The organism is Streptomyces sp. NPDC060002, assembly GCF_042737245.1.
Lineage (GTDB): Bacteria > Actinomycetota > Actinomycetes > Streptomycetales > Streptomycetaceae > Streptomyces.
Map to the genome: position 1 here is coordinate 513,587 of NZ_JBHWUW010000001.1, position 24,305 is coordinate 537,891.

Consider the following 24,305-nt stretch of genomic DNA (forward strand, 5'->3'; position numbering starts at 1 on the left):
CTAAGGAATACGGGTGGCTTACGCGGTCCAGTCGAGGATGACCTTGCCGCCGCGGCCGCTCTCCGCGTCGGCGAAGGCCGCCTCGAAGTCGCGGTAGCCGTACCGGCCGGTGATCACGGGGGCGAGGTCGAGGCCGCCCTCCAGCAGCACCGACATCGCGTACCAGGTCTCGAACATCTCGCGGCCGTAGATGCCCTTGATCGTGATCATCGAGGTGACGATCCGGGCCCAGTCGACGGGGAACTCCTCGGCGGGCAGCCCCAGCATCGCGATCCGGCCGCCGTGCGTCATGTTGGCGATCATGTCGCGCAGCGCGGCGGGCCGGCCGGACATCTCCAGACCGATGTCGAAGCCCTCGCGCAGCCCCAGCTCACGCTGCCCGTCGGCGATGGACGCCTGCGACACGTTCAATGCGAGGCTCGCGCCGATCTTGCGGGCCAGCTCCAGCCGCTCCTCGCTGACGTCGGTGACGACGACGTTGCGGGCGCCCGCGTGCCGGGCGACGGCGGCGGCCATCAGCCCGATCGGTCCGGCGCCGGTGATCAGGACGTCCTCGCCGACGAGCGGGAAGGACAGCGCGGTGTGCACGGCGTTGCCGAACGGGTCGAAGATCGCCGCCACGTCGAGGTCCACCGGCACCCGGTGCACCCACACGTTGGACGCGGGCAGGGCGACGTACTCCGCGAAGGCGCCGTCGCGGCCGACGCCGAGCCCGACGGTGGCCCGGCACAGATGGCGGCGCCCGGCGAGACAGTTGCGGCACTTGCCGCAGACGAGGTGCCCCTCGCCGCTGACCCGGTCCCCCACCTGGATGTCGGCGACGTCACGGCCGGTGCCGACGACCTCGCCGGCGAACTCGTGCCCGAGCACGAGCGGGGTGCTGATCGTCTGCCGCGCCCAGCCGTCCCAGGACCGGATGTGCAGATCGGTGCCGCAGATCCCGGTGCGCAGCACCCTGATCAGCACGTCGCCGGGCCCGACGGCCGGCTCGGGGACGTCCGCGAGCCACAGTCCGGGCTCCGCCTTCTCCTTGACCAGCGCCTTCACGCTACGGCTCCTGTGATGAGGCCCGGGCGCGGGCAGCCCGAAGGGCCCCGCATCCGGGAAGACATGTGGATTCGCCCAGCAATCTGCCGCACTTCACCCGGCCCGGTCCATCGAGCTTTTCTTAAGCGCCGCCACAGCTCCGCTTCACACGGGTGGCCCCGCTCGCCCGGACCGGCTTCCCGCACACCACGGTGGGGCGTGCCACCCTGGACCGCAACCCTCGCAAGGCCGGCCGACTGACGTGGAGTCTTCGATGACCACAGCACGGGACCTGATCCTCGTCGCGATGGACGTGGCGCCCGTGCGCCCTGTCGCGCAGGGCGAACTGTCGCTCGCCCTCGCGGGCGCCGAGGTGATCGATCTCGTCGGATCCGGAGCGGTCACCCTCGACGGCGATCTCCTCGTCCCCGGCCCGGCGCCGGCACCGGACGACCACCTTCTCGCCGAGGCCGCGGCGTCACTCGTGCGGGCGACGCCGTACGAGTCGGTCGAGGACTGGCTGTGGCGCCGTGGCAGCGGCCTGGCCGCCGCCTATTCCGCCCGTCTCGAGGCGGACGGGCTGATCGGACGGCCGCGCCACGGCCGGCTCCCCTTCCGGTCCGCGGGGACGGAGCCGCTCGACTCACCGGCCCGTCGCCGGGCCACCGGGCGCTGGGAGGCGGACGAGCCGGTCCTCGCCGCGCTGGCCGCCGCCGTGGGTCTGCGCGAGGAGCCCGCCGACGGCTTCCCGGACCTCCCCGGCGACCCGGTCGTGACGGTCCTGGCGGCGGTCGGCGACGCGGCGGCGGAACTCGAGGCCGTACGACAGCGGCGGTCCATCGAGGACGCGGCCTTCGACAACATCTGGCGGGCCCCCTGACCGGCGTGCCTCACGGCGCCGGGAACCCGTCGGCCTCCCGCCGCTGCAGCTGTCCGGCGAGTTCGGCGGCCGTCGACTTGATGGTCTCCAGGCCGGCCTTCCCCCAGGGCCGGGGCGTGAGATCGGCGACGCACACCGTGCCCAGCACCATGCCGCTCGTGTCGATGAGCGGGGCGCCCAGGTAGGAGCGGATGCCGTACTCGTCGACGACCGGGTTGCCCGCGAAGCGCGGGTAGTCGCCCACGTCCTCCAGCACCAGCGCCTTGCGCCGCACGACGACATGGGGGCAGTAGCCGTAGTCGCGGGGCAGCCGGCGGCCCACCTCGGGCTTGCCGCCGCGCGCGGCCCGGCCGCCCTCCGGGGTGTGCAGCCCGGCGAAGAACTGCCGTTCCTCGTCCAGGAAGTTGACCATGGCGTACGGCGCTCCGGCCACCTCGGCCAGGCGGTCCGCGAAGGCGTCCAGGGCGGGCTCCGGCTGTCCCCCGAGGCCGAGTCTGCGCAGCCTGCGGGCGCGGGCGGGAGCTTCCCTGTCCTCCGGCGTGAGCAGCAGACGACCGGCCGGGCGCGGCGGGTCGTAGCTCATGTCCGGGTTCCGTCGCTGTGGACGTACGTCATATGCGGCTCCGGGGCGTTGGGTGCGGGGATCACATGTGGGCGCCGCGGCTCGGCTGGGGTGCGGCCGGTGCGTGGGCGATCAGGTGTTTGACGAGGGTGAGCAGGGTCTGGACACCGGACGCGGAGATACGGGCGTCGCAGCGCACGACGGGGACGTCCGGGGTGAGGTCGATGGCGGCGCGCACCTCTTCGGGGTTGTAGCGGTGGGAGCCGTCGAACTCGTTGATGGCGATGATGAAGGCGAGTCCGCGTTCCTCGAAGAAGTCGACGGCCGCGAAGCACTCCTCCAGGCGGCGGGTGTCGACGAGGATGACCGCGCCGAGGGCGCCCTCGGAGAGTTCGTCCCACATGAACCAGAACCGCTCCTGGCCGGGCGTGCCGAACAGGTAGAGGACATGGCTCGGGTCGAGGGTGATGCGGCCGAAGTCCATGGCGACGGTCGTCTCGACCTTGTTCTCGATGCCGTCGAGGTTGTCGGTCGCGGCGCTGACCGTGGTGAGCAGCTCCTCGGTACTGAGCGGCGCGATCTCGCTCACGGCGCCGACGAAGGTCGTCTTGCCGACCCCGAAGCCGCCCGCGACCAGGATCTTCAACGCCGTGGGAAAGGGGTCCGAGCCGCCGCCGTCAGGGGCGCCGTGCTCGCGGTGCTCGTCGTACTCGTCGTACTCAGAGCTGTCGTCGTAGTCCATCGAGCACTGCCTCCAGAAGGGCCCGGTCGGTGGGGATGTGGTGGTACTCGGGGGGCTTGGTGGTCAGCGCCCCGCAGTCGAGGAGGTCCGACAGCAGCACCTTGGTGACCGCCGCCGGCAGCTTCAGATGGGCCGCGATCTCGGCCACCGAGACGGGTGCGCGGGTCAGATGGAGCGCGGTCGCGTGTTCGGGACCGAGGTAGCCGAGAGGGGTCGCCCCGGTGGCCATCACCTGCGACATGAGGTCGAGGGCGACGCTGGGCTTGGTCCGGCCGCCGCTGACCGTGAAGGGGCGCACCAGCCGCCCGGCCGCGTCGTCGAGCCAGGGCCCGTCGCCGGCCGCCGCCACGCTCAAGGTCCCATCACCGACGGTTCGACGGTGTGCTGCCGGGGCGCGGTCATGAGATACGGCCGGACGCTCTTGACGAGCATCGACATCTCGTAACCGAGCACGGCCGCGTCGGCCTCCCGGCCGGCGAGCACCGCGAGACACGCGCCCGAGCCGGCGGTGGTGACGAACAGCAGCGTCGAGTCGAGTTCGACGACGACCTGCCGCACGTCCCCGCCGTCGCCGAACCGGACGCCGGCGCTACGGCCGAGGGAGTACAGGCCGCAGGCCAGGGCGGCCATGTGGTCGGCGCTGTCGGGGTCGAGGCCGTGGACCGACTTCACCAGCCCGTCGCAGGAGAGCAGCACCGCGCTCGTGGTGTGCGGTACGCGCTGCACGAGGCCGCTCATCAGCCAGTCGAGATCGGATACCTGGCCGGTCGGCGCATCGCTCGCCATGGTGGATCGACTCCTTGGGGTACGAAGGTCTGCGGGAGCGCTGGGGGTGGGGGTGGGGGTGGGGGTGGGGGTGACAGTGCTCATCCGGCTGGTGCGCTCCCGTCGTGCCGGGCGGTGGATCGGTCGGGACCGGGCAGGTCCAGCCCGTCACGCGTGCCGTACGCCTCGGGCGGCGCGGCGGCGGGCGTGGGGCGCGCCTGCGGTATGCGGGACGGATGCGGCGGCCGTACGTCGGCGTCGACGGGGAGCGGCACCGGCCGGCCCTCTGCCGCGCCCCCGCCCGGGGCGTCACCGCCGGCGGCACCGTGGCCTCCGGGACGCCGGCCGTGGTCCGACGCCGGGTGGGCGGCCGGGTCGAGCAGGACTTCGAGGGGGGCGGGGGCGGGCGGCCGCGACGGTGCCGGGTCCAGGATGTCGGCGGCCTCCAGGCTCTGCTGGGCCTCGGCCAGGCCGATGCCGCGCTGGAAGGCCGCCATCAGGCCGGGGTCGTGACCGGCGGGCTGCTCGGAGTCCTGGCGCGGGGCCGGGCCGCCGCGCAGCTGGGGCACGAGGTGTTCCTGGGCGCGGCGGCGGGGCAGTTGGGGCTTGCCCATGGTGCCGCGCACCGTGCCGACGCGCGGGGTGGGCGCGATGCCCGCGTGCTCCTCGACGACGGGCCGGTCGCCGCGCCGGATGCCGGGCACGGCCTCGGCCGGGTTGGGCCGTGCCGCGCGGGCGCCTCGGACGGGCAGGGGCGCGGGTGCGGCCGGCCGCCGCGGGGCCGGCTCGGCGGGGGCGGGGTCCGGGGGCGGCGAGGCCGCGTGGACAGGGCCGGAGCCGCTCGGGTGACCCTGCGGACGCGGGGCGACCTGGGGCACCCCCGAGCCGGGCGTGTCCTGCGTCGGGGACGGGGACGGGGCCGGGGTCCGACCCGCACCCGAGCCGTCCCACGCCTGGGGCGACCCGCCCGACGGACCGGCAGGCACGACGCCGTCCGCCACCCGCACCGACACCGGCACCGGCACCGGCACCGGCACCGGCACCGGCACCGGCACGAACGACCGCCCGGCACCGTCGGTGCCCCGCCCGGGGGACGGCACCGATGGACCGCCCGCACCCGAGCCGTCCCACGCCTGGGGCGACCCGCCCGACGGACCGGCAGGCACGACGCCGTCCGCCACCCGCACCGGCACGAACGACCGCCCGGCACCGTCGGTGCCCCGCCCGGGGGACGGCACCGATGGACCGCCCGCACCCGGCGCGTCCTGGGGGTGCGCGAAGCCCGTCGGCCGGCACACGCCCGCGGTGTTCCGGGGGTGGTGCGGCTGTGCGGGATCGGGTGTCCGGGCGGCGCGGGGCTGCGCGGCGGGGGGCAGGGGCGGCCGTACCGGGGCGGGAGGCGCGGGAGGTGCGGCGGGTGCGAGGGGCCGGCCGGCGCCGTCGGTGTCCGGACCCTGCGATACCGCCCCGGGGACGCCCGGCGCGGAGCCCAGCAGCGCCTGCGGCACGACGAGGACGGCCTGGACGCCGCCGTAGATGTTGCTCTGGAGACGGACCCGGATGCCGTGCCGCCGGGCGAGCTGGGAGACGACGAACAGGCCGATGCGGCCGTCGGCCAGCAGCCGGCCGACGTTGACCTGGTCGGGGTCGGCGAGCAGGGCGTTCATCCTGCTCTGCTCCTCGGCGGGCATACCGAGGCCGCGGTCCTCGACCTCCACGGCGAGCCCGGAGGTCACGAGGTTGGCGCGCAGCAGCACCTGGGTGTGCGGGGCGGAGAACACCGTGGCGTTCTCGACGAGTTCGGCGAGCAGGTGGATGACGTCGGCGACGGCGTGGCCGCGCAGTTCGCCGTCGATGGGCGGGACGAGCTTGACCCGTGCGTACTGCTCGACCTCGGCGATGGCGGAGCGCAGCACCTCGGTCATGGAGACCGGGTTGCTCCACTGCCGCCGGGAGACGGCCCCGCCGAGGACGGCGAGGTTCTCGGCGTGCCGGCGGATACGGGTGGCGAGGTGGTCGACGTGGAAGAGGCCCTTGAGGAGGTCGGGGTCCTCGATCGCGTTCTCCAGCTCGTCGAGGATCGAGATCTCGCGGTGCACCAGGGACTGAAGGCGCCGCGCGAGATTGACGAAGACCTCCAGCTTCTGTTCGCTGCCCGCCTGACTGGACAGCTGCGCGGCCTGGACGGCGGCGGTGACGGCCCCGTCGCGGGCCCGGGCCAGGTCGGCGGCGAGCAGTTCGAAGTCGTCGGCGTCGCCGGGCGGGCCGCCGCGCGACGTGCGCTGGGGCGGGACCTCGCCGCGGCGCAGCGCCTCGATGACGGCCCGCAGGTCGGCCTCGCCGCGCGCGCTGCCGCGGCGCAGGGCCGCGACGCGGTCGCTGACGGAGCGGGCGGCGCGGTCCGCGGCCACGGCGGCGATCACGATGCCGACGCCGGTCACCGCGACGCCGCCGGCGACGACCGCCCACAGGGTCGCGCCGGGCCGGATGCCGGACGAGCGCACGGTGAACAGGACGACCGCGCAGGCGCTGAGGGCGACCGCGGTCGGCGGGAGCACGGCGAGCCGCAGCAACTGGTGCCGTATGTGTGTCTCGGCCGGCGCCGGTGCGGGGCGGGCGACCGGTCGCCCGTGCCGCCCGCCCTCACGGCGGTCGGCACGTGCGGCGGGTGCGCGGAGGTGAGACATCGGTGTCCTCGTACTGGTCCGTCGAGCCTGGCCGTCGGTCGGGAGAGCCGAAGAATTCGGCCCGCTGTCACCCGACGGCCACTCACAGTAGTCGGCAACGTGTCAGGTGCGGTGGGCAGTTGACAAAGTCACCCGGCGAGCGTCCCGCTCTGGTATGAGGCTTCGCACGACAGACCGATAAGGCCGCGCCACTCAGGGAGCAACACGGAAAGATGCCGATCAGACCTGGTCAGAGACGGTCCGGAAACGACCGTGCGGGCCGGGGAGCTTTTCGCTCCCCGGCCCGCACGGTCGTTCACCTCAGGCCCTGGGTCAGCCCGCCGGGACCGCCTCCGGCGCATCGCCGCCCTCGACGGCACCTCGACTTTCGTCACTCTCGGTATCGGCTTTGGCCTTGGTTACCGTCGCGATCAGGGGCTGCCATCCGGCGGCCGGAGCGAGCGCCACCTCCCGCCACCACGGCTCGTCCGGGACGGCCTCGGCCCCGGGCTCGAAGGGCTCGCCGGGTCGGGGCAGGGCGGCCCGCGCGCCGACGGCCCGTGCGGCGGCCAGGGTGCCCTCGCCCGGGTCGGTCCACGCGTGGGTGGCGAGGTTGAACGTGCCCCAGTGGATCGGCAGCATCACTCCGCCGGGACCGCCCTGGAGGTCCAGGTGGGCGCGCATGCCCTCCTCGGGGGTCATGTGGATGTCGGGCCAGAAGTCCGAGTAGGCCCCGATCTGGATCATGGTCGCGTCGAACGGACCGTGCTCGGCGCCGATGTCCTTGAAACCCTCGAAGTAGCCGGTGTCACCACTGTGGTAGATCCGGTGCTCCTCGCCCGCGACGACCCAGGAGGCCCACAGGGTGTGCTGGGTGTTGCGCAGCCCGCGGCCGCAGAAGTGACGGGCCGGGGTGGCGGTCAGGGTGAGTCCGCCGACCTTCGTCGCCTCGTGCCAGTCCAGCTCGCGCAGCCGGTCGGCGGACACTCCCCAGTGTTCGAGGTGGGAGCCGACGCCGAGCGGCACGGCGAACAGGGTGTCCGTGTCCGCGAGCGCCTTGATCGTGGGCAGGTCCAGATGGTCGTAGTGGTCGTGGGAGATGACGACGACGTCGACCGGGCCCAGCGCGGCCAGCGGCAGCGGGACGGGGTGCAGCCGCTTGGGTCCCGCGAAGGAGAAGGGGGAACAGCGCTCGCCCCAGACGGGGTCGAACAGCACGCGCCGCCCGTCGATCTCCGCGAGCACACTGGAGTGCCCCAACCAGGTCAGCCGCAGGCCCGTCACCGGCGGCTCGGCGAGATCGGCGAGGGTGGTGGGGTGCACGGGTACGGTGCCCGCGGGCGCGCGGCGGGGGCGCTGGTCCTTGTCGAAGAAGGCCTTGGCGAACTCGAGCATCGAGCCCGAGGGCCGGGTGCTCGCCAGGCCGCCGGGGTTCTGGAAGACCCCGTCCTTGAAGTGGGGCGATCTGCGGATGCGCGCCAGGCGCTCACCGCTCGGATCCGCGCCGAAGGCCGCGGGCTGTAGAGCGCGGAGCCCGGAGCTCAGGGAACGGAAACCGGACACGGTACCTCCAGGGGGAGTCGCTGAGGCATTCCATTATGGTCGCCCGCTCCGACAACGCCGGGGTCACCCCGGTCATTCCGCCGCGAGCCTGCTTTGACACGGCGTCCCCGCGTTCCAATACTGACCCACTGTTCAGTATCAGCCGTTTCGGCCGTACCGGCCCGCCGGTCGAGGAGTTCGCATGACCGCCCCCTACCTGTCGCTCACCTGGACCGACCACGTCACCGGGCGCCAGGGCCACCTGGTCGTCGACCGGCTCGTGCGCGGCGTGTGCAGCGGCGGTCTGCGGATGCGGGCGGGCTGCACCCTGGAGGAGGTGACCGGGCTCGCCCGCGGCATGAGCCTCAAGGAGGCGCTGCACTACGACCCCGAGGCCCGCTACGTCCCCCTGGGCGGAGCCAAGGGCGGCATCGACTGTGATCCCCGGGACCCGGAGGCGTACGGACTGCTGGTGCGCTACCTGCGGGCGGTGCGGCCCTATGTGGAGAACTGCTGGACCACCGGCGAGGACCTGGGGCTGACCCAGGACCTGGTGGACCGGGCGGCCGCGGAAGCGGGACTGGTGTCTTCCGTGCAGGCGGTCTACCCGCTGCTGGACGACGAGTTCGCCGCCCGCGAGCGGCTCGCCGCCGCCTTCGCCGTCGAGGTGGACGGCATCGGCCTGGACGAGCTGGTCGGCGGCTGCGGGGTCGCCGAGTCCGTGCTCACCGCCCTCGACCGGGCCGGGACGGCGTACGCCGGGACGCGGGTCTCCCTCCAGGGGTTCGGCACCATGGGCGGGGCCACCGCGCGCTTCCTCACGCGCGCGGGGCTGACGGTCGTGGCCGTCGCCGACGTCAAGGGCACGATCGCCCACCCTGCCGGTCTCGACGTGGAGGCGTTGCTCGCCGCGCGGGACGCCCACGGCACCGTCGACCGCTCCGTGTTGCGCCCCACAGACCTCGAGCTGCCGGGCGACGCCTGGCTGTCGGTGGAGGCGGAGGTGCTGGTGCCGGCCGCCGTGTCGTACGCGATCGGGGTCGAGGAGCAGGAGCGGATCGGCGCCCGGTGGATCGCCGAGGCGGCCAACATGCCCGTCCTGCCGGAGGCGGAGAGGCTGCTGCACGCGCGCGGGGTGAGCGTGCTGCCGGACGTCGTCGTCAACTCCGCGACGAACGCCTGGTGGTGGTGGACGCTGTTCGGCGACATCGGCGCGGACGCGGCGGAGGCCTTCGCGTACACGCGGCGCTCGATGCGCGCCCTGGTGGAACTGGTGCTGGCCCGCGCCGAGGCGGACGGCACGACACCCCGGGCCGCCGCGCACACCATCGCCGAACAGCGGCTGCCGGTGATCGCGGAACGCTTCGGGCGGTACCGGCCCGTTCGGTGAGCGTCCGCCGGCACGGACCGGTCCGGCGGCGCTCACGCCGACGGATTAGGGTGACGGCGTGGTGAGGGTCCGGTTGAGTGTGGCCGAGCGGCGCGAGGAACTGCTGCGGGCGGCCATCGAGCAGATCGAGGCGCGGGGCGTGGCGGCGGTCAGGATCGCCGACGTGGCCGCGGCCCTCGGTGTGAGCAACGCCCTGGTGCTGTACCACTTCTCGACGAAGGAGAAGCTCGTCGCCGACGCGTTCGCCTTCGCGGCCGAGGGCGACCTGGCGCGGCTGCGCAAGCTGGTCGGCCGCCGTACCACGGCACTGCGCCGGCTGCGGTCGGCGGTGCGCTGGTACGCGCCCACGGGACAGGCCAAGGGCTGGCGGCTGTGGATCGAGGGCTGGGCGGTGTCGCTGCGCGAGCCCGCGCTGCGGGACGTCGCACGGGATCTCGACAAGGAGTGGAAGGCGGCGCTCGCCGAGGTGATCGCGGAGGGCGTGGCCGCGGGCGAGTTCCGGTGCCCGGACCCGGCCGGCACGGCCCTGCGCCTGACGGCCCTGCTCGACGGACTCGCCGTACAGCTGACGTCCTACGCGGGCTCGGTGTCCCGGGCCCGGGCCCAGGAGTGGGTCGACCAGGCGCTGGCCCGGGAACTCGGGCTGGGCCCCGATACGTTGAGCGCCCAGGAGCGCTGAGAGACCGGCCGCCGCCACGTACCCGGAGCTCGCCACGCCGGCCGGCCGGCCGACCTGCGCGCCTCCGAGCCGGCCCGGCACCCACCCCGGCGGTGGCTCGTCCGGGCCGAGTCCCACCCCGGCTCGTGGACCACCCGGTCTGAAGGCCACCCCAACCGGTGGCTCTCCCTGCCCGAAGCCCACCCCTGCCGACGCCTCGGCCCAACCGGTGGCTCGCCCGGCCCGAAGCCCACCCCTGCCGACGCCTCGGCCCAACCGGTGGCTCTCCCTGCCCGAAGCCCACCCCGGCCGGTGGCTCGATCCGGGTTGTACACCGCCGAGGGGGGACACCCCGGTGTCCGCGGCCGACGGCGCCGGGCGGTCGCGGGCGGAACCGCGGCCCGGTCCCGCGGCCTGCTCAGTCCAGCTCGTACACCGCGGTCACCGTCGCCGTCGCCCGGATCTCGCCGGGCGCGACCGGCACACCGCCGAGGCCTGCCCCGGGCGTGTCCGCGGCCGACGGCGCCGGGCGCGGGGAGCTGGAGGCGTCTTCGCTGAGCGAGACGAGACGGCCCAGGCGGCGCCCGCCGAGGCGGGCGTACTGTTCGGCCTTGGCGTGGGCGTCGGCGTGCGCGGCCTCGCGCGCGCCGGCCCGCAGCGGGGCGGGGTCGGCGACGTCGAAGGCCACGAAGCCGATCCGCCCGGCGTCACCGGCGGCGTCGGTGACCGCCTGCACGACCACGCCGACCTTCGCCACCTCACGCACCTTCACGGAGAAGGACTGCGCGGCCTGGTAGCCCGTCAGACGGGCGGTGCCGCCCGTGTGGTCGTAGACGGCGTCGAGGGAGACGCTCTCCGTTCGGATGTCCCGGTCGGCGACGCCCTGGGCGCGGACGGCGGCCAGCAGCGCGGCGGCCGCCCTGTTCTGTGCGTCCAGCGCGGACTGCGGGGTCTTGGCGGAGGCCTCGACGCCGGCGCCGACGACCGCGAGGTCGGGCGGCGCGCTCGCGCTGCCTTCGCCGGTCACCGTGAGGGTGGCGGGGCTGTCCGGCGCGAGCGGACGGGCCGTCGCGGCGGGGTGAGCGGGCAGCGCGGCGGCCGTGGGCGCGGTGAGTGCCGTGACGCCCAGGGCGAGCAGGGAGGCGAGGGCCGCGGCGACGGGCTTACGGGCAAAGGGCGTACCGGGAAGGGGCATGCGGGACCGGTCCTTGGAGGTGTCGGGCGGTGCCAGGTGCGGGTGCGGTCATCCCAGCACCCGTGCCCGGCACCGCCCGGGCACCACTCCCGTGCGATCACCTCACTGGTGGAGCGGCCGGCCGTGCGTCGTCCACGGCCGGCGTCCCGCCCGCTCGGTGGTTCAGGCCACGGCCGCTATCCGCATCCTGATGTCGTCCGCCGACAGCGTGCCCTTGGCGGTCACGTGGTCGCCCGAGGACTCCCCGCGCAGCCGGCGTCCGATCCACGGCACCAGGTACTCGCGCGCCCAGTGGACGTTGTCGCGCCGCACGTCCAGGGTGCCGCGCGGCGGGAGCAGCGGCCACGGCTGCTCCGGGTCGGCCGGCACCTCGAGGCCGAGGGCCAGCCCACCGCGCAGCGCCACGCGCGTGTGCCCCTCCGGGGAGAGGTGGAGCCGGTCGCCGTCCCAGGCTCTGCGGTCCTGAATGGACTTCAGGGACCACAGGTCGAGCACCGGACAGCCGTAGCGGTCGGCCACGGCACGGACGTGCCCGTTGTAGGTGGCGATCTTGCCGCGCAGGTGCTTGAGCACGGGGACGCCACGGGTGTCGAAGCCGGTCGTCACCATCACGGTGCCGGCTGCTTCGGTCAGGGCCGAGATCGCGCGCTCGAAACGCTCGGCGACCTCGTCCGGGTCGGTACCGGGACGGAGGATGTCGTTGCCGCCCGCACAGAAGGAGACCAGGTCCGGGGCGAGTTCCACCGCCCTGGGGAGTTGGTCCTCCATGATCTGGTCGAGCAGCTTCCCGCGGACCGCGAGGTTGGTGTAGTTGAAGTCGCCCTCGGGGCGCCGGTCGGCGAGGAGCACCGCGAAGCGGTCCGCCCAGCCGACGAACGCCCCGTCGGGGCCTGGGTCGCCGACGCCCTCGGTGAAGCTGTCCCCCACCGCCACGTACGACCTGATCACTGATCTGTCGTCACTCTTCGAATCGTCTGCCACAGCAGTTCATCATTCACCTTCGAATGTGACCTACGCGATCGTAGGAAGGGGTTGACGTGCGGTGAGATAAGACACCCTTAAAGAGTTTGCCAATCAGGGAATAAGGGACCACGCCCGGAAGTCGCTGATCCGGAAATGGCTCCAGGTGGTCCGGAAGGCGAAGTGCCCGCCCGTGTAGGGCTCCGGGTCGGTGTGGTCGAAGACGAGCCGGCCGTTGTTCCACCAGCGGACGACCGAACCGTCGGAGACGATGCGGACGTGGTTCGGCTCGTTCGCGACGAGCAGCGGCTCGGTGTAGTCGTAGATCAGCGGACGCACCCCCGCCTCGCCGACGTAGCGGCGCAGCCGGGTCGTGGTGTTGGTGTTGGCGCCGTAGCCGACGTAATAGGTCCTGAGGTAGTCGTATTCGGCGAGGGCGCCGCCGCGCGGGGTGGCGAAGAGATTCTCCGGGGAGCGGACGTCGACGGCGTTCCAGAAGTTGTTGAGGTCGGAGACGCGGTCGTTGACCCCGCCCGCGGAGACGGGCGTGGCGACGTACTCGAGGACGTACGGCCCTTCGAGCGGCCGCTTGAACCAGATCGTCGCCCCGGCGGGTACGTCGACCTCCAGGGTCCCGCGGGAGGCGGTGACCGTTCCGCCCTTCTCCAGTTCCACGGCCCACTGGCGCAGGCCGTGGCGGAAGTCGTCGTGGGCGATCAGACGGCGGTGGCGGGACCGGGCGCTCGCGGTGGCCGCCGGGGCGAGGGCGGCCAGCGCGGCGCCGGCGGCGAGGGCTCCGAATGCCCTGCGGGTGGTCGTCATGTCGGTCGGCTCCTTCAGTGGGTGGGGGTGGTGAGGTGCGGCTGGGGGACACGGCGGGTCTCGGTGCCGAGGTAGTAGTCGGTGTACGTGGACTGGAGGTAGCCGCGTACGGTCCAGCCGAGGCGGTACGCGGGGTTCTGCGCGAGCGTGTAGAAGCGGGTGCCGGTCGGCGCGGTGGTGGTGTAGAGGCGCAGCGCGGTGTGGTCGGCGGTCTCGGCGAGGATCTCCTCGCGCCAGTCGCCGAGGAGGTCGCCGTAGAAGGGGGTGGCGTTGCGGGCCCCGGAGACGACGCCGGCCGGGTCGAAGACCGTGGCACTGCTCTCGGTCGCCGGGTCCCACTTCTCGACGCGGGTGAAGTCGAGCAGCTCCGACGCCTTGTCACCGTCCCACCAGATACGGAAGTTGACGCTGGCAGTGGTGGTGGAGACCTTGCCGTCCTGGACGTTGAAGACGCCCGCGCCGGGCCGGGTCACGTCGGCGGTGGACGTCCAGTACTCGTAGCCGCGGTGGTCCGGGTCGATGTCCGCGGCGTTCCCTCGGCCGGTGTCGAGGTCGGCGTCGCTCACCGGGCTCGCCGGGTGCGAGCCGGTCACCAGCCGCTCGCCGGTGTCGGCGTCGTAGTAGTACCAGGGGAACGCGGAGACGATGCCCAGCTCGGACTGCTGGATGGCGAAGCCCTCCAGGCCGGGCCGGTCGGGGTCGAGGTCGGCGATGTCGAAGCGGTCGCCGTGGATGGCCCCGTCGACGACGTAGCGCAGCGTGCCGTCGCTGTTCACGACGTAGTTGCCGTCGGCGATCTCGTCCCTGCCGTCCCCGTCGACGTCGACGGTGCGGATCTGGTGGAAGCTGGTCGCGCCGGTCGTCGGGTCCACGACGTGCTTCCAACGGCGGGTGAGGTCCGTGCCGTCGAAGTCCCAGGTCTGGAACAGGACCCGGAACGCGCCGCGCCTGGCTCCGACCCGGGTGACCGACTTGGTGACCAGGCTGGGGTGTTCGCCGTCGAGGTAGGCGATGCCGAAGTGGCCGCCGGAGGGGCCGTCGGCCACGAAGTCGTCGGGGACGGGCTGCCGGGTCCGCTCGGTGCCGGTCGCTCCGTCGATCACCGACACGAACTGGTTCGCGGGCGAGGCGGCGGTGACCTGAGCACCGTCGGCGAAGGTGGTCCCGGCGGCGGTGTGCGCCAGCACCTCGGCACGGCCGTCGGAGTCGAGGTCGTAGACGGTGACGTTGTCGTCGTTGCGGTAGCCGCCGATCGCCGTGGACCCGCTGATCGCGGCGGGCGCCGGGTCGTTGGCGCCGTTCCCGCCGGCCTGGGTGTAGGAGCCGGGGCCGAGGTCGACCCGCCACAGGCGCTCGCCGGTGAGCGTGTACGCCTCCAGCAGGTCCGGCCGGTCGCGGGTCCCGGACAGCCGGCTGACGACGAGCTCGTAGCGTCCGTCGCCGTCGAGGTCACCCGGCCAGGCGTGCTGCACGGTGTAGCCGTCGGCGCCGGCCAGCGGGATCTCGGCGTAGCCGTCGGTGAGGAGCAGGGCTGCCGGACTCGGCTTCTGCACATGCCCGTCGACGACGGCGCGGACGGTGTACGTCCCCGTCCCCCGGCTGTCGTCCTGATAGGTCGTCGATTTCCTGATCGGCTCCCGGTTGAGGCGGCGGCCGTTCTTGTAGACGTTGAAGGCGATGGCGTCGCCGTACCGCGCGTATTCGGTGCCGAGCAGCCGCCAGCTGAGGAAGGTCCCGTCGCCTGACGGGGTGGCGACCAGGCCGCGGTCGAGGTTCTCGACGATCCGGCGCGGGGTCCCGGCGGCGTGCCCGGGAGGCGCGGAGACGAGTCCGGCCAGCAGGGCCGCGACGGTGACGGCGGCCGCGGCGGCGGCGCCCTTGATGACGATGCGTCGGTCGACGCCGGACACAGGACCTCCGAGGAGCGATAGAAAGCGCTTGCTCACTGACGGGGATCACTGTGTCCCCACTCTGTCCCACCTGTCGATGGGGCGAGAAGGGCTGCCACAAGAACGCAATAGAACGATCATGAACGCGCGAACTCCCACACCGGCGCCGCCCGGACACGCCGAAGGCCGGACCCGGGGATCGGGGTCCGGCCTTGGGCCGCGTGTCAGGCGGGAGGTCGTCGGAGTCGGAGGGGATCAGCCGACGGAGACGCCGTGCGAGCGGAGGTAGGCGATCGGGTCCACGTCGGAGCCGTAGTCCGGGGTGGTGCGGATCTCGAAGTGCAGGTGCGGGCCGGTCACATTGCCGGTCGCGCCGGAGAGGCCGACCTGCTGGCCCGCGGTCACGGTCTGGCCGGCCGAGACGGAGAGCTGGGACAGGTGGGCGTACTGGGCGTAGTAGCCGTCGGCGAGCTTGATGACGACCTGGTTGCCGTACGCGCCGCCCCAGCCCGCGGAGACGACGGTGCCCGCACCCACGGCCTTGAGGGTGGTGCCGGTCGGGACGACGAAGTCGGTGCCGGTGTGGTAGCCGCTGGACCACATGCTGCCGGCCGTGTGGTAGGCGGTGCCGACGGTGGCGCCCCCCACCGGCAGCGTGTAGCCGCTGGAGGTACCGGTGCCGCTCTCGGCGGCCTGGGTGACCGTCTTCGAGGAGGACGAACCGGACGACGAGGAGGAAGAGGAGGAAGAGGAGGAAGAGGACGACGACTTGGTTCCGGACGCCTTCGACTTCGACGAGGAGGACGAGGAGGACGAGGAGGAACCGGAGGACGAGCCGGTGCCGCCGGTCGCGGAGGTCGCGGCCTTCTTGCCGATGGAGAGCTTCAGTCCGGGGTGGATCAGCGACGGGTCGCCGCCGACGGCCTGACGGTTGTCCTGGTAGAGCTTCTGCCAGCCGCCGCTGACGTTCTGGTCGTCGGCGATCTTCGAGAGATAGTCGCCGGACCGCACGGTGTAGGTCTTCGCCGTCGTGGCGGTGGCCGTCTTCTGCGCCACCGGCACGGACTGCACGGCCTTTTCCGGAACGGCCTGGGAAGCCGACTGGGAGACGGACTGCGCGGGGGCCGCGTGAGCGCCGGCGGCACCTATGAGCGGAAGGGCGAGCGCGGCGCCGCCGGTTCCGGCGACGGCGATGGAGCGAGTGAAGCGCTGGGGCTTCGGACGGCGGTGCTTACCCTTCGCGGGCATGGCGAATTCCTCTCCGGCGCCTGCGAGGTGAGCTGTCGGGTGCGGACTGGAGATGTCCGGCCGCGCCGAGGCGCGGCTTTACCCCAAAGCCTGTTCCGGAGACCGGAACAGGCGGTTGTGCCTGTGGGTCCCCCGCTCCTGCCACGTACGGGTGAGTGCGCGGGTTCCGGGCGGTGGCAGGATTCGGCGTCCGTCCGGATTGGTGTGGAACGTAAGCGACCAGGACGCACAGGGACAAGCAGAGGTTGTGCTGTTAACGCCTTTCTCTTGATCCGCTGCGAGATTCCCCGGTCACACTGCGTGAGTCAAAGGGCTCGTTCATCGGCAAGCACCCTTGAAAGCATGCGAATTACGTGGACATGGCGAACGACGCACGGTCACGGATATGACGCTGCTCACGTGACGGCTCTCCAGGTTCCTTTATTCCAGAGCGAGTTGGAACGAAGGATCCAATTCGGACAGAAACCTCAGATGCGACGCAGCCGGATAACCGTCGCATCAAGGTCGCCCCGCAGTGCGGTACGCAGTCCGTGGTGCAGCAGCACCGCCCCTCGGTGGACTTCGCCCGTTTCACGGCATTCGTACGACGCTGTCGGGTCGAGTCCGCGCAGCCGCAGCGCCGGAACGGGCTCGCCGAACCGCTGCGCCTGGAGCCAGGCGAGGACGACACTCTCGTCACCGCGCACATACTGGACGGCGCTCAGGCCGCCCGCCGGGGGCCGCAGCCGGTAGAGGTCGCCCTGCTGCACGAGGGGCCGGATCTCCTTGTAGAGGTCCACCCACCGACGCGCCTCGGCGAGCTCCTCCTCGCTCCACTCGGAGAGGTCCCCGCCGACGCCGAGCACGCCGGCCATGGCGCTGACGAACCGGAAGCGCAGCGAGCTGACCCGGCCGTTGAGCTGGGTGTTGGGACTGTCGGTGACCCACGCAGCCATGACCCGGGCGGGGTGGATCTGACTGAAGCCGTGCTGGATGTCGAGCCGGTCGAGCGGATCGGTGTTGTCGGAGGTCCACACCTGGTCGGTGCGGCTCATGATCCCGAGGTCGATGCGCCCGCCGCCGCCGGAGCAGGACTCGAAGGCGACCCCGGGGTGGGCCGCCCGCAGCCGGTCCAGGAGCGCGTACAGAGCCCGGACGTGGTCGACCCAGAGGCGCTGCGGGTAGGGGTCGTCCGGCCAGCCGGCGTCGGTGAAGCAGCGGTTGAAGTCCCACTTCACATAGTCGACGGGCGCGCTGGAGAGGAGTCCGTGGAGCTGCTCCCAGAGGTACTCCTGGACGTCCTCGCGCGCGAGGTTCAGCACGAGCTGATTGCGGAATTCCGTCCGCTTTCGTCCCGATTGGAACTGCACCCAGTCGGGGTGGGCCCGGTACAGCTCGCTGTCCGGGTTGACCATCTCGGGCTCGACCCAGATGCCGAACTGCATGCCGAGGCCGTGCACGTAGTCGGCGAGGGGCTTCAGTCCGCCCGGGAACCGGTCGGGGTTGGGCTGCCAGTCGCCGAGCCCGGCATGGTCGCCGGTGCGCGCCCCGAACCAGCCGTCGTCGACGACGAAGAGCTCCACGCCCATCGCGGCGGCCCGCCGGGCGAGCGTGCCCTGCTGCTCCTCGGAGATGTCGAAGTAGGTGGCCTCCCAGGAGTTGAACAGCACCGGCCGGTCCTGTTCGGCATCCGGGACGACGTACGCGCGCTGGTAGGCGTGCCAGGTGCGGCTCGCACCGCCGAAGCCGGCGTCGCTCCACAGTCCGGCGAAGACCGGTGTGGTGAAGGACTCCCCCGCGGCCAGCCGCAGCAGACCCGAGTCGTCGTACCCGGCGCCCCCGGTGATCTGTACGCGCGCGTCCGGGAGTTGGGCGACGGCGATCCGCCAGGAACCCGACCAGCCGAGGGCGCAGCCGTAGACCTCGCCGCGCTCCTCGGTCGCGTCGGTGTCCAGGGCGACCCAGGGCAGGTGCTGGTGCCCGGTGTGGCCGCGGCGGCTGCCGATGACCTGCTCCCCGTAGGTGAGGGGGGACCGGGTGAGCCGGGACTCGGCGGCCCAGCGGCCGTGCAGCTGCGACAGCCGCCAGTCGTCGCGCTCGGGCAGGGTCCAGGTGGCGGAGTCGGCGCGCAGCAGCTCCAGCGGCCGCTCACCGTCGTTGCGCAGGGTCGTCCAGCGCTCGACGACATCGCCCCGCATCCGGTAGTGCAGGGTGACGGTCAGCCCGGCGTCCCGGAACCGCAGCCGCAGCTCGCCGCCGTCGGCCTCGAAGCCCTCGTAGGACCACTCGGTGCCGCGTCGCTCGTCGGTGCGCACGGACAGGGCGGGCCGGACGAAGCGGGGTCCGCCCTCGACCGGGTACTCCTCCCGGCCGTCGAGCGGGGACTCGAAGGACGCCCCGCGCTCCGACGGCGGATGGCCGGCGAGCGCCTCGGCGTCCGCGAGCGCGATGCCCGGGCCCCAGTGCAGGTGGACCAGCTCGTCGCCCTCGGTGAGGTGGAGGGCGTAGCTGCTCGTCGGCCCGGAAAGGAGCCAGGTGCGGCCGTTGTCGGCGATCTCGGGCATCAAACCCCCACTGATTCGAACAGGTGCGATCAAGCACCAACATCATCGAATGCGGCCGGCCTGCCGGGCAACTTTCGGTGGACAACTCTTCACCTGGGCAGACGTGCGCGGTACCGCCCTGTGGACAACCCGTTGCCCGGGGAATCCATGTCGTATCGTCGGGGAGATGTCCCGTCGGCCACCACGAGCCGCGCCGACGGAGACCGGCAGCGAGGGAGCCCCCGTGACGCAGCAGATCCCGTCGACCGAGCCCGAGCTGGCCGCTGTGCGCAACTTCCGGGATGTGGGCGGTCTGCCGACCGTCGACGGCCGTAGGGTGCGGCACGGCGCGCTGTTCCGCAGCGGACATCTCGCGCACGCGACCGACGAGGACGCCGCGTTCCTCTCCGGCCTGGGCCTGCACACGATCTTCGACTTCCGCAACGCCGCGGACCAGAAGCTGGAGGGCCCGGACGTCGAACTGCCGGGCGTGCGCAATGTGAACCTGCCCCTGTCGGACCCCGCGGACGGCTCCGAGTTCTGGAAGATGGTGCGCGACGGCGAGATCGACCAGCTGCGCGCGATCCTCGGCGACGGCAAGGCCGCCGGCCGGATGATCGCCTCCTACCGCTCGATCATCAGGGAGCGGACGGCCGAGCACGCGCGGGTGCTGCACTCGCTCGCCGAGGACAGCGTCCCGGCCCTGATGCACTGCGCGGCGGGCAAGGACCGCGCCGGCCTGTCCATCGCGGTGACGCTGCTCGCCCTGGGCGTGGAGCGTGAGGCGATCCTCGCCGACTACCTGGAGTCCAACGCCAAGCACCGCCGTTACCGGGTGCGCCGCAGCGCCACCTCCGCCGAGGCCTACTCCCCCGAGGTCATGGAGCTGCTCGCTCCCCTCTTCGACGCGCGCGCGGAGTACCTCGCGGCGGCCGTGGAGACCATCGAGGAGATCTGGGGCGGCGTCGACGCCTATCTGGAGGAGGGCCTCGGGCTCTCCCCCGAGACCCGCGAGCGGCTGCGGGACCGGCTGCTCGACTGACACCGCGACCGGCACCGCGCCCCGGAGGCCGCACCGGCCCCCGGGGCTCTACTGGTTGGCCCCCACCTCGAACAGCAGCCACAGGAAGCCCGCGAAGAGGTGTCCCACCGCGATGTAGATGATCAGCCGGATCCAGAGGGAGCGAGGGAACTTCTCCTCGATGTCCTTCATGGTGTCTCTCCGATGTCCGAAGGGGTCGGGCCCAGGCACAGCGCGGCCGTGGGGCTCTGCAGCAGGGTGTGGACGAAGAGCAGCTCGACCCCGTCGTCGTCCTGCGCCGCGATGCGGTGCGGGGTCAGCGAGTCGAAGTGCGCGCTGTCACCCGGCCCGAGCAGCTCGGTGGTGTCCCCCAGGCGCAGCCGCAGCCGCCCGCGCAGGACGTGCAGCCACTCCTCCCCGGGGTGCACGCGCACGACGTCCCCCTGGGAGCCGTACGGCACCTGGACGCGCAGGGCCTGCAGCCCGCGCCCGGAGGCGCCCGCCTGCCAGTACGTCCAGCCGCCCGCGCGGGTCGGCTCCATGTCGGCGGCGCGGACGACGGCGTCCCGGTCGGCGGACGTCTCGCCGAGCAGTTCCGAGACCGTCGTACCGTAGATGCGGGCGAGCGCGAGCAGCATCGGCAGCGAGGGCTGGCGCTGCCCGGTCTCCAGGCGGGAGAGATGGGCCGGCGACAGCCCGGCGGCGCGGGCCGCGGCCTCCAGGGTGAGGGCGGCCCGGCGGCGCAGGGCGCGCAGTTGGGGGGCGACGGCGGGAAGTGCCCCGGCTGGTTCCGCCGGGGCCTGCGACTCGGGCGAGTTCATGGCTCCATTGCACGCCGAATTTGCCTCTGCGGCAAATTCCTTGCCTCAGAGGCAAAAACACTCGGGAGCCGGGTCAGCTCTGCCGGCCTCCCGCGCTCCCGCGCCGCTCAGCGGTTGGCCACCGCCTGCTTCACCAGCGTCCTGCCGAAGTCCCACATCAGCCCGCCGCCGCTGTGCGCGTCGTCCATCACGGCGGTGAAGGCGTCGACGAACCGGTCCACCTCCCGCTCGCCGACGATCAACGGCGGGATCAGCTTGATCACCTCCAGGTGGTCACCGGAGACCTGGGTGAGGATGCGGTGCCGTTGGAGCAGCGGTACCACCACCATCTGCGCGAACAGTCCCTTGCGGGCCGCCTGGAGCATGGCCCACCGGCTGCGCAGCTTCAGCGACCTGGGCTTCCCGAACTCGATCCCGATCATCAGGCCCCGGCCGCGGACGTCGGCCAGCAGCTCGTACTTGTCGACCAGCGCCGCCAGCCGGGACCTGAGCAGGTCGCCCGTGACCCGCGCGTTGGCCACGATCTGCTCGTTCTCCAGGACCGACAGCACCGCGAGCCCGGCCGCCATGGCCTGCGCGTTGGACCCGAAGCTCGCCGAGTGCACGAGCACCCGGTCCATCGACGAGTAGACCTTCTTGAAGATCCAGTCCTTGCCGAGCGTGGCGCCGACCGGCACATAGCCCCCGGACAGCGCCTTGGCCACGCACACCAGGTCCGGCTCGACGCCCTCCTCGTGCTGGTAGGCGTAGAAGTCGCCGGTCCGGCCGAGGCCCGTCTGCACCTCGTCCGCGATCAGCAGCGCCTTGTGCCGGTGCAGCAGCTCCTGCGCGGCGCGCAGATAGCCGGGCGGCGCCTCGTGCACCCCCTTGCCCTGGATCGGCTCGACGATCAGCGCGGCGACGTCTCCCTTCCTCAGCTCGCCGGCCAGTGCGTCGAGATCGCCGAGCGAGACCGCCGTGTCGGCCAGCAGGGGCGCGAACCCGTCCCGGAAGCCCGGCTCGCCGTTCACCGACAGCGAGCCCGTGGTGAGCCCGTGGAAGGCGTGGTCGCAGTACAGGACCCTCGGCCTGCCGGTGGCGTACCGGGCGAACTTCAGCGCCGTCTCCACCGCCTCGGTGCCGCTGTTGCCGAAGAACACCCGGTCCAGGTGCGGGCTGTGGGCGAGCAGTTTCTCGGCCAGCAGCCCGGGCAGCGGCTGGCAGTCGAAGCGGGTCAGGTCGGCGAGCCGGGCGTCGAGGACGTCGTGCAGCGCCTTGCGGACGACGGGGTGGTGGCGGCCCAGCCCCATCACCCCGAACCCGGCGAGCATGTCCAGGTAGTCGTTCCCGTCCGCGTCCCAGAAGTACGCGCCCTCACCGCGCTCGTAGACCTTGTCGAAGCCGATGGTGTGCAGCATCCGCGGCAGTTGGTGGTTGAGGTATCTGCCGTGCAGCTCGTAGCGCTCGGCTCCGCGCTCGGCCAGGAGGGCGCCGAGGTCGAACTCCGTGGTCATTCAGCCTTCTCCTTGACTGGGCCGGTCGCCGCGGCGTCGGCGGACCTGACATCCGCGGCGGCCAGGCTCGCGCTGATCCGGCCCGCCACCTCGACGGGGGTGAGACCGATGTCGGCGAGCACCTCGCCGCGCTTGGCGTGCGCGAGGAACTGCTCCGGGATCCCGAACCGTCGTACGGGCACGTCGACCTCGGCGTCGCCCAGGGCCAGCGCCACCGCCGATCCGACGCCGGCGGCCCGGCTGTTGTCCTCGACGACGGCCACCAGCCGGTGCTCGGCGGCGAGGCCGGGCAGGGCCGGGTCGACGGGCTTCACCCAACGGGGGTCGACGACCGTGCAGGCGACGCCCCGGGCCTCCAGCAGCTCGGCGGCCTGGAGACACACCGGCGCCATGACGCCGACGGCCACCAGGAGCACCTGCGCGCGGTCGCCGCGGTGCAGCACGTCCATACCGCCAACCCGGCCGACGGCCGGCACCTCCGGTCCGACCGACTCCTTCGGGAAGCGGACCACTGTCGGCGCGTCGTCCACCGCGACCGCCTCCCGCAGCTGCGCGCGCAACTGCTCGGCGTCGCGGGGGGCCGCGATGCGCAGTCCCGGGACGGCCTGGAGCACGGACATGTCCCACATGCCGTTGTGGGACGCCCCGTCCACGCCGGTGACGCCGGCCCGGTCCAGCACGAACGTGACCCCGCAGCGGTGCAGTGCCACGTCCATCAGCAGCTGGTCGAAGGCCCGGTTGAGGAAGGTGGCGTAGACGGCGACGACGGGATGCAGGCCGCCGGTCGCGAGGCCGGCCGCGCTCACGGTCGCGTGCTGTTCGGCTATGCCGACGTCCCACACCCGGTCCGGAAAGCGTTCGGCGAACCTGCCGAGCCCCACCGGATGCAGCATCGCCGCGGTGATGGCCACCACGTCGTCGCGTTCCTCGCCGATCCGCACGATCTCGTCGCCGAATACGGACGTCCAGGACGGCCCGCCGGCGGGCGCGAGCGGCACGCAGGTGAGGGGGTCCATCGCGCCGACGGTGTGGAAGTGGTCCTCCTCGTGCGCGAGGGCGGGCTCGTAGCCGCGGCCCTTCTCGGTCAGGCAGTGCACCAGCACCGGCCCGTGGAAGCGTTTGGCCCGCCGCAGCGCGGACTCGACGGCCTTGATGTCGTGCCCGTCGATCGGGCCGACGTACTTCAGGCCGAGGTCCTCGAACATGCCCTGCGGCGCGAACGCGTCCTTGAAGCCCTTCTTCGCGCCGTGCAGCGACTCGTAGACCGTGTGGCCGACGACCGGGGTGCGCAGCAGTACGTCCTTCCCCCAGGCCAGCACCTTCTCGTAGCCGTCGGTCGTGCGCAGGGCCGCCAGGTGGTTGGCGAGTCCGCCGATGGTCGGCGCGTACGAGCGCTCGTTGTCGTTGACGACGATGATCAGCGGCCGGTCCTTGGCGGCCGCGATGTTGTTCAGCGCCTCCCAGGCCATGCCGCCGGTGAGCGCGCCGTCGCCGATGACCGCGACCACATGGCCCTTCTCGCCCTGCACCTGGCGGGCCTTGGCGAGGCCGTCGGCCCAGCCGAGGGCGGTGGAGGCGTGGCTGTTCTCGATGACGTCGTGCTCGGACTCCTCACGGGAGGGGTAGCCGGACAGGCCGCCCTTGCCGCGCAGCTTGGAGAAGTCCTGACGCCCGGTCAGAAGCTTGTGCACATAGCTCTGGTGGCCGGTGTCCCACAGGACGCGGTCGACCGGTGACTCGAAGACCCGGTGGAGCGCGACGGTCAGTTCGACCACACCCAGGTTGGGCCCCAGGTGTCCGCCGGTCCTGGCGACCGCGTGCACCAGGAACTCCCTGATCTCTTCGGACAGTTCACCGAGTTCCGCCTCGGACAGCGCCTTCAGGTCGCGTGGTTGCCGGATGTTCTCCAGGATCGTCACGTCGGGCCCCCTTCGGTCCGTGCTGTTCACCTCACGCTGACGGCCGGCTCCCCCGCCGCGACGCCGTCCTGTTCCATCTGCTCGGCGATCTTCATGGCCTCCTCGATGAGGGTCTCGACGATCTTCGACTCGGGGACGGTCTTGATGACCTCGCCCTTCACGAAGATCTGGCCCTTGCCGTTGC

At 72.5% G+C, this 24,305-nt stretch carries 21 protein-coding genes, 1 pseudogene and 1 riboswitch; of the genes and pseudogenes, 4 read left to right on the forward strand and 18 right to left on the reverse strand.

Annotated elements, in window-relative coordinates; genetic code table 11:
• Positions 1 to 18 precede the first annotated feature (18 nt).
• On the reverse strand, positions 19 to 1,047 hold the full coding sequence (gene tdh / locus ACFWBD_RS02375; RefSeq protein WP_385661413.1) for an L-threonine 3-dehydrogenase: 1,029 nt from the start codon (positions 1,045 to 1,047) through the stop codon (positions 19 to 21).
• Between the two features lie 253 nt (positions 1,048 to 1,300).
• Here tdh and ACFWBD_RS02380 point away from each other — a divergent pair, with 253 nt between their 5' ends.
• A complete protein-coding gene (locus ACFWBD_RS02380; RefSeq protein WP_385661416.1) occupies positions 1,301 to 1,906 on the forward strand; it encodes a GPP34 family phosphoprotein in 606 nt (201 codons plus the stop codon).
• 10 nt (positions 1,907 to 1,916) lie between these two features.
• On the opposite strand, the gene ACFWBD_RS02385 is transcribed toward ACFWBD_RS02380, so the two are convergent.
• The 6 genes from ACFWBD_RS02385 to ACFWBD_RS02410 form a co-directional block, all read right to left on the reverse strand.
• Positions 1,917 to 2,489, reverse strand: a complete 573-nt coding sequence (locus ACFWBD_RS02385; RefSeq protein WP_385661418.1) for a GAF domain-containing protein — start codon at positions 2,487 to 2,489, stop codon at positions 1,917 to 1,919.
• A 61-nt stretch (positions 2,490 to 2,550) separates the two neighbouring features.
• Positions 2,551 to 3,210 carry an ATP/GTP-binding protein gene (locus ACFWBD_RS02390; RefSeq protein WP_385661421.1) on the reverse strand — a complete coding sequence of 220 codons (660 nt, stop codon included), beginning with the start codon at positions 3,208 to 3,210 and terminating at the stop codon, positions 2,551 to 2,553.
• Positions 3,188 to 3,559 (reverse strand): DUF742 domain-containing protein, encoded by a 372-nt coding sequence (locus tag ACFWBD_RS02395; protein WP_020129490.1) that lies wholly within the window; start codon positions 3,557 to 3,559, stop codon positions 3,188 to 3,190. Before ACFWBD_RS02395 ends, ACFWBD_RS02390 begins: the two co-directional genes overlap by 23 nt.
• 2 nt (positions 3,560 to 3,561) lie before the next feature.
• Entirely contained in the window at positions 3,562 to 3,996 is a 435-nt protein-coding gene (locus tag ACFWBD_RS02400; RefSeq protein ID WP_385661424.1) for a roadblock/LC7 domain-containing protein, read from the reverse strand.
• An 80-nt stretch (positions 3,997 to 4,076) separates the two neighbouring features.
• Complete coding sequence (locus tag ACFWBD_RS02405; protein ID WP_385661427.1) at positions 4,077 to 6,662, reverse strand: ATP-binding protein; 2,586 nt, start codon at positions 6,660 to 6,662, stop codon at positions 4,077 to 4,079.
• Between the two features lie 312 nt (positions 6,663 to 6,974).
• The gene (locus ACFWBD_RS02410; RefSeq protein WP_385661429.1) at positions 6,975 to 8,204 is read right to left on the reverse strand and encodes an MBL fold metallo-hydrolase; all 1,230 of its coding nucleotides are present in this window, start codon (positions 8,202 to 8,204) and stop codon (positions 6,975 to 6,977) included.
• Between the two features lie 181 nt (positions 8,205 to 8,385).
• On the opposite strand from ACFWBD_RS02410, the gene ACFWBD_RS02415 reads away from it, so the two are divergent.
• Both ACFWBD_RS02415 and ACFWBD_RS02420 read left to right on the forward strand, forming a co-directional pair.
• Positions 8,386 to 9,573, forward strand: coding sequence for a Glu/Leu/Phe/Val dehydrogenase dimerization domain-containing protein (locus tag ACFWBD_RS02415; RefSeq protein WP_385661432.1), 1,188 nt, complete (start codon positions 8,386 to 8,388; stop codon positions 9,571 to 9,573).
• A gap of 58 nt (positions 9,574 to 9,631) precedes the next feature.
• Entirely contained in the window at positions 9,632 to 10,252 is a 621-nt protein-coding gene (locus ACFWBD_RS02420; protein WP_385661434.1) for a TetR/AcrR family transcriptional regulator, read from the forward strand.
• Positions 10,253 to 10,649: 397 nt separating this feature from the next.
• Here the strand turns inward: ACFWBD_RS02420 and ACFWBD_RS02425 are convergent, their stop codons facing one another.
• From ACFWBD_RS02425 to ACFWBD_RS02450, 6 genes are all read right to left on the reverse strand, one after another.
• Positions 10,650 to 11,426: an SIMPL domain-containing protein gene (locus ACFWBD_RS02425; RefSeq protein WP_385661437.1), complete on the reverse strand. Its 777-nt coding sequence runs from the start codon at positions 11,424 to 11,426 to the stop codon at positions 10,650 to 10,652.
• 162 nt (positions 11,427 to 11,588) lie between these two features.
• Positions 11,589 to 12,374, reverse strand: coding sequence for an SGNH/GDSL hydrolase family protein (locus ACFWBD_RS02430; RefSeq protein ID WP_385661537.1), 786 nt, complete (start codon positions 12,372 to 12,374; stop codon positions 11,589 to 11,591).
• Positions 12,375 to 12,500: 126 nt separating this feature from the next.
• On the reverse strand, positions 12,501 to 13,208 hold the full coding sequence (locus tag ACFWBD_RS02435) for a DUF6250 domain-containing protein (RefSeq protein WP_385661439.1): 708 nt from the start codon (positions 13,206 to 13,208) through the stop codon (positions 12,501 to 12,503).
• Positions 13,209 to 13,222: 14 nt separating this feature from the next.
• A complete protein-coding gene (locus ACFWBD_RS02440) occupies positions 13,223 to 15,118 on the reverse strand; it encodes a hypothetical protein (protein WP_385661442.1) in 1,896 nt (631 codons plus the stop codon).
• Between the two features lie 234 nt (positions 15,119 to 15,352).
• Positions 15,353 to 16,345 carry a LysM peptidoglycan-binding domain-containing M23 family metallopeptidase gene (locus ACFWBD_RS02445; protein ID WP_385661444.1) on the reverse strand — a complete coding sequence of 331 codons (993 nt, stop codon included), beginning with the start codon at positions 16,343 to 16,345 and terminating at the stop codon, positions 15,353 to 15,355.
• Between the two features lie 4 nt (positions 16,346 to 16,349).
• A riboswitch (cyclic di-AMP (ydaO/yuaA leader) is annotated at positions 16,350 to 16,544 on the reverse strand.
• A 268-nt stretch (positions 16,545 to 16,812) separates the two neighbouring features.
• Positions 16,813 to 18,888 (reverse strand): alpha-galactosidase, encoded by a 2,076-nt coding sequence (locus ACFWBD_RS02450; RefSeq protein WP_385661446.1) that lies wholly within the window; start codon positions 18,886 to 18,888, stop codon positions 16,813 to 16,815.
• A gap of 223 nt (positions 18,889 to 19,111) precedes the next feature.
• Here ACFWBD_RS02450 and ACFWBD_RS02455 point away from each other — a divergent pair, with 223 nt between their 5' ends.
• Entirely contained in the window at positions 19,112 to 19,909 is a 798-nt protein-coding gene (locus ACFWBD_RS02455) for a tyrosine-protein phosphatase (protein ID WP_385661449.1), read from the forward strand.
• A 48-nt stretch (positions 19,910 to 19,957) separates the two neighbouring features.
• On the opposite strand, the gene ACFWBD_RS02460 is transcribed toward ACFWBD_RS02455, so the two are convergent.
• The 5 genes and pseudogenes from ACFWBD_RS02460 to ACFWBD_RS02480 form a co-directional block, all read right to left on the reverse strand.
• A complete protein-coding gene (locus ACFWBD_RS02460) occupies positions 19,958 to 20,080 on the reverse strand; it encodes a DUF6126 family protein (protein WP_385661450.1) in 123 nt (40 codons plus the stop codon).
• Positions 20,077 to 20,709, reverse strand: a complete 633-nt coding sequence (locus tag ACFWBD_RS02465) for a helix-turn-helix domain-containing protein (RefSeq protein ID WP_385661453.1) — start codon at positions 20,707 to 20,709, stop codon at positions 20,077 to 20,079. Before ACFWBD_RS02465 ends, ACFWBD_RS02460 begins: the two co-directional genes overlap by 4 nt.
• Before the next feature lie 107 nt (positions 20,710 to 20,816).
• The gene (locus tag ACFWBD_RS02470; RefSeq protein WP_385661455.1) at positions 20,817 to 22,202 is read right to left on the reverse strand and encodes an aspartate aminotransferase family protein; all 1,386 of its coding nucleotides are present in this window, start codon (positions 22,200 to 22,202) and stop codon (positions 20,817 to 20,819) included.
• Positions 22,199 to 24,121: a 1-deoxy-D-xylulose-5-phosphate synthase gene (gene dxs, locus ACFWBD_RS02475; protein WP_385661458.1), complete on the reverse strand. Its 1,923-nt coding sequence runs from the start codon at positions 24,119 to 24,121 to the stop codon at positions 22,199 to 22,201. Before dxs ends, ACFWBD_RS02470 begins: the two co-directional genes overlap by 4 nt.
• Positions 24,122 to 24,147: 26 nt before the next feature.
• Positions 24,148 to 24,305: pseudogene (locus tag ACFWBD_RS02480) on the reverse strand (4-hydroxy-3-methylbut-2-en-1-yl diphosphate synthase); the annotation flags it as partial.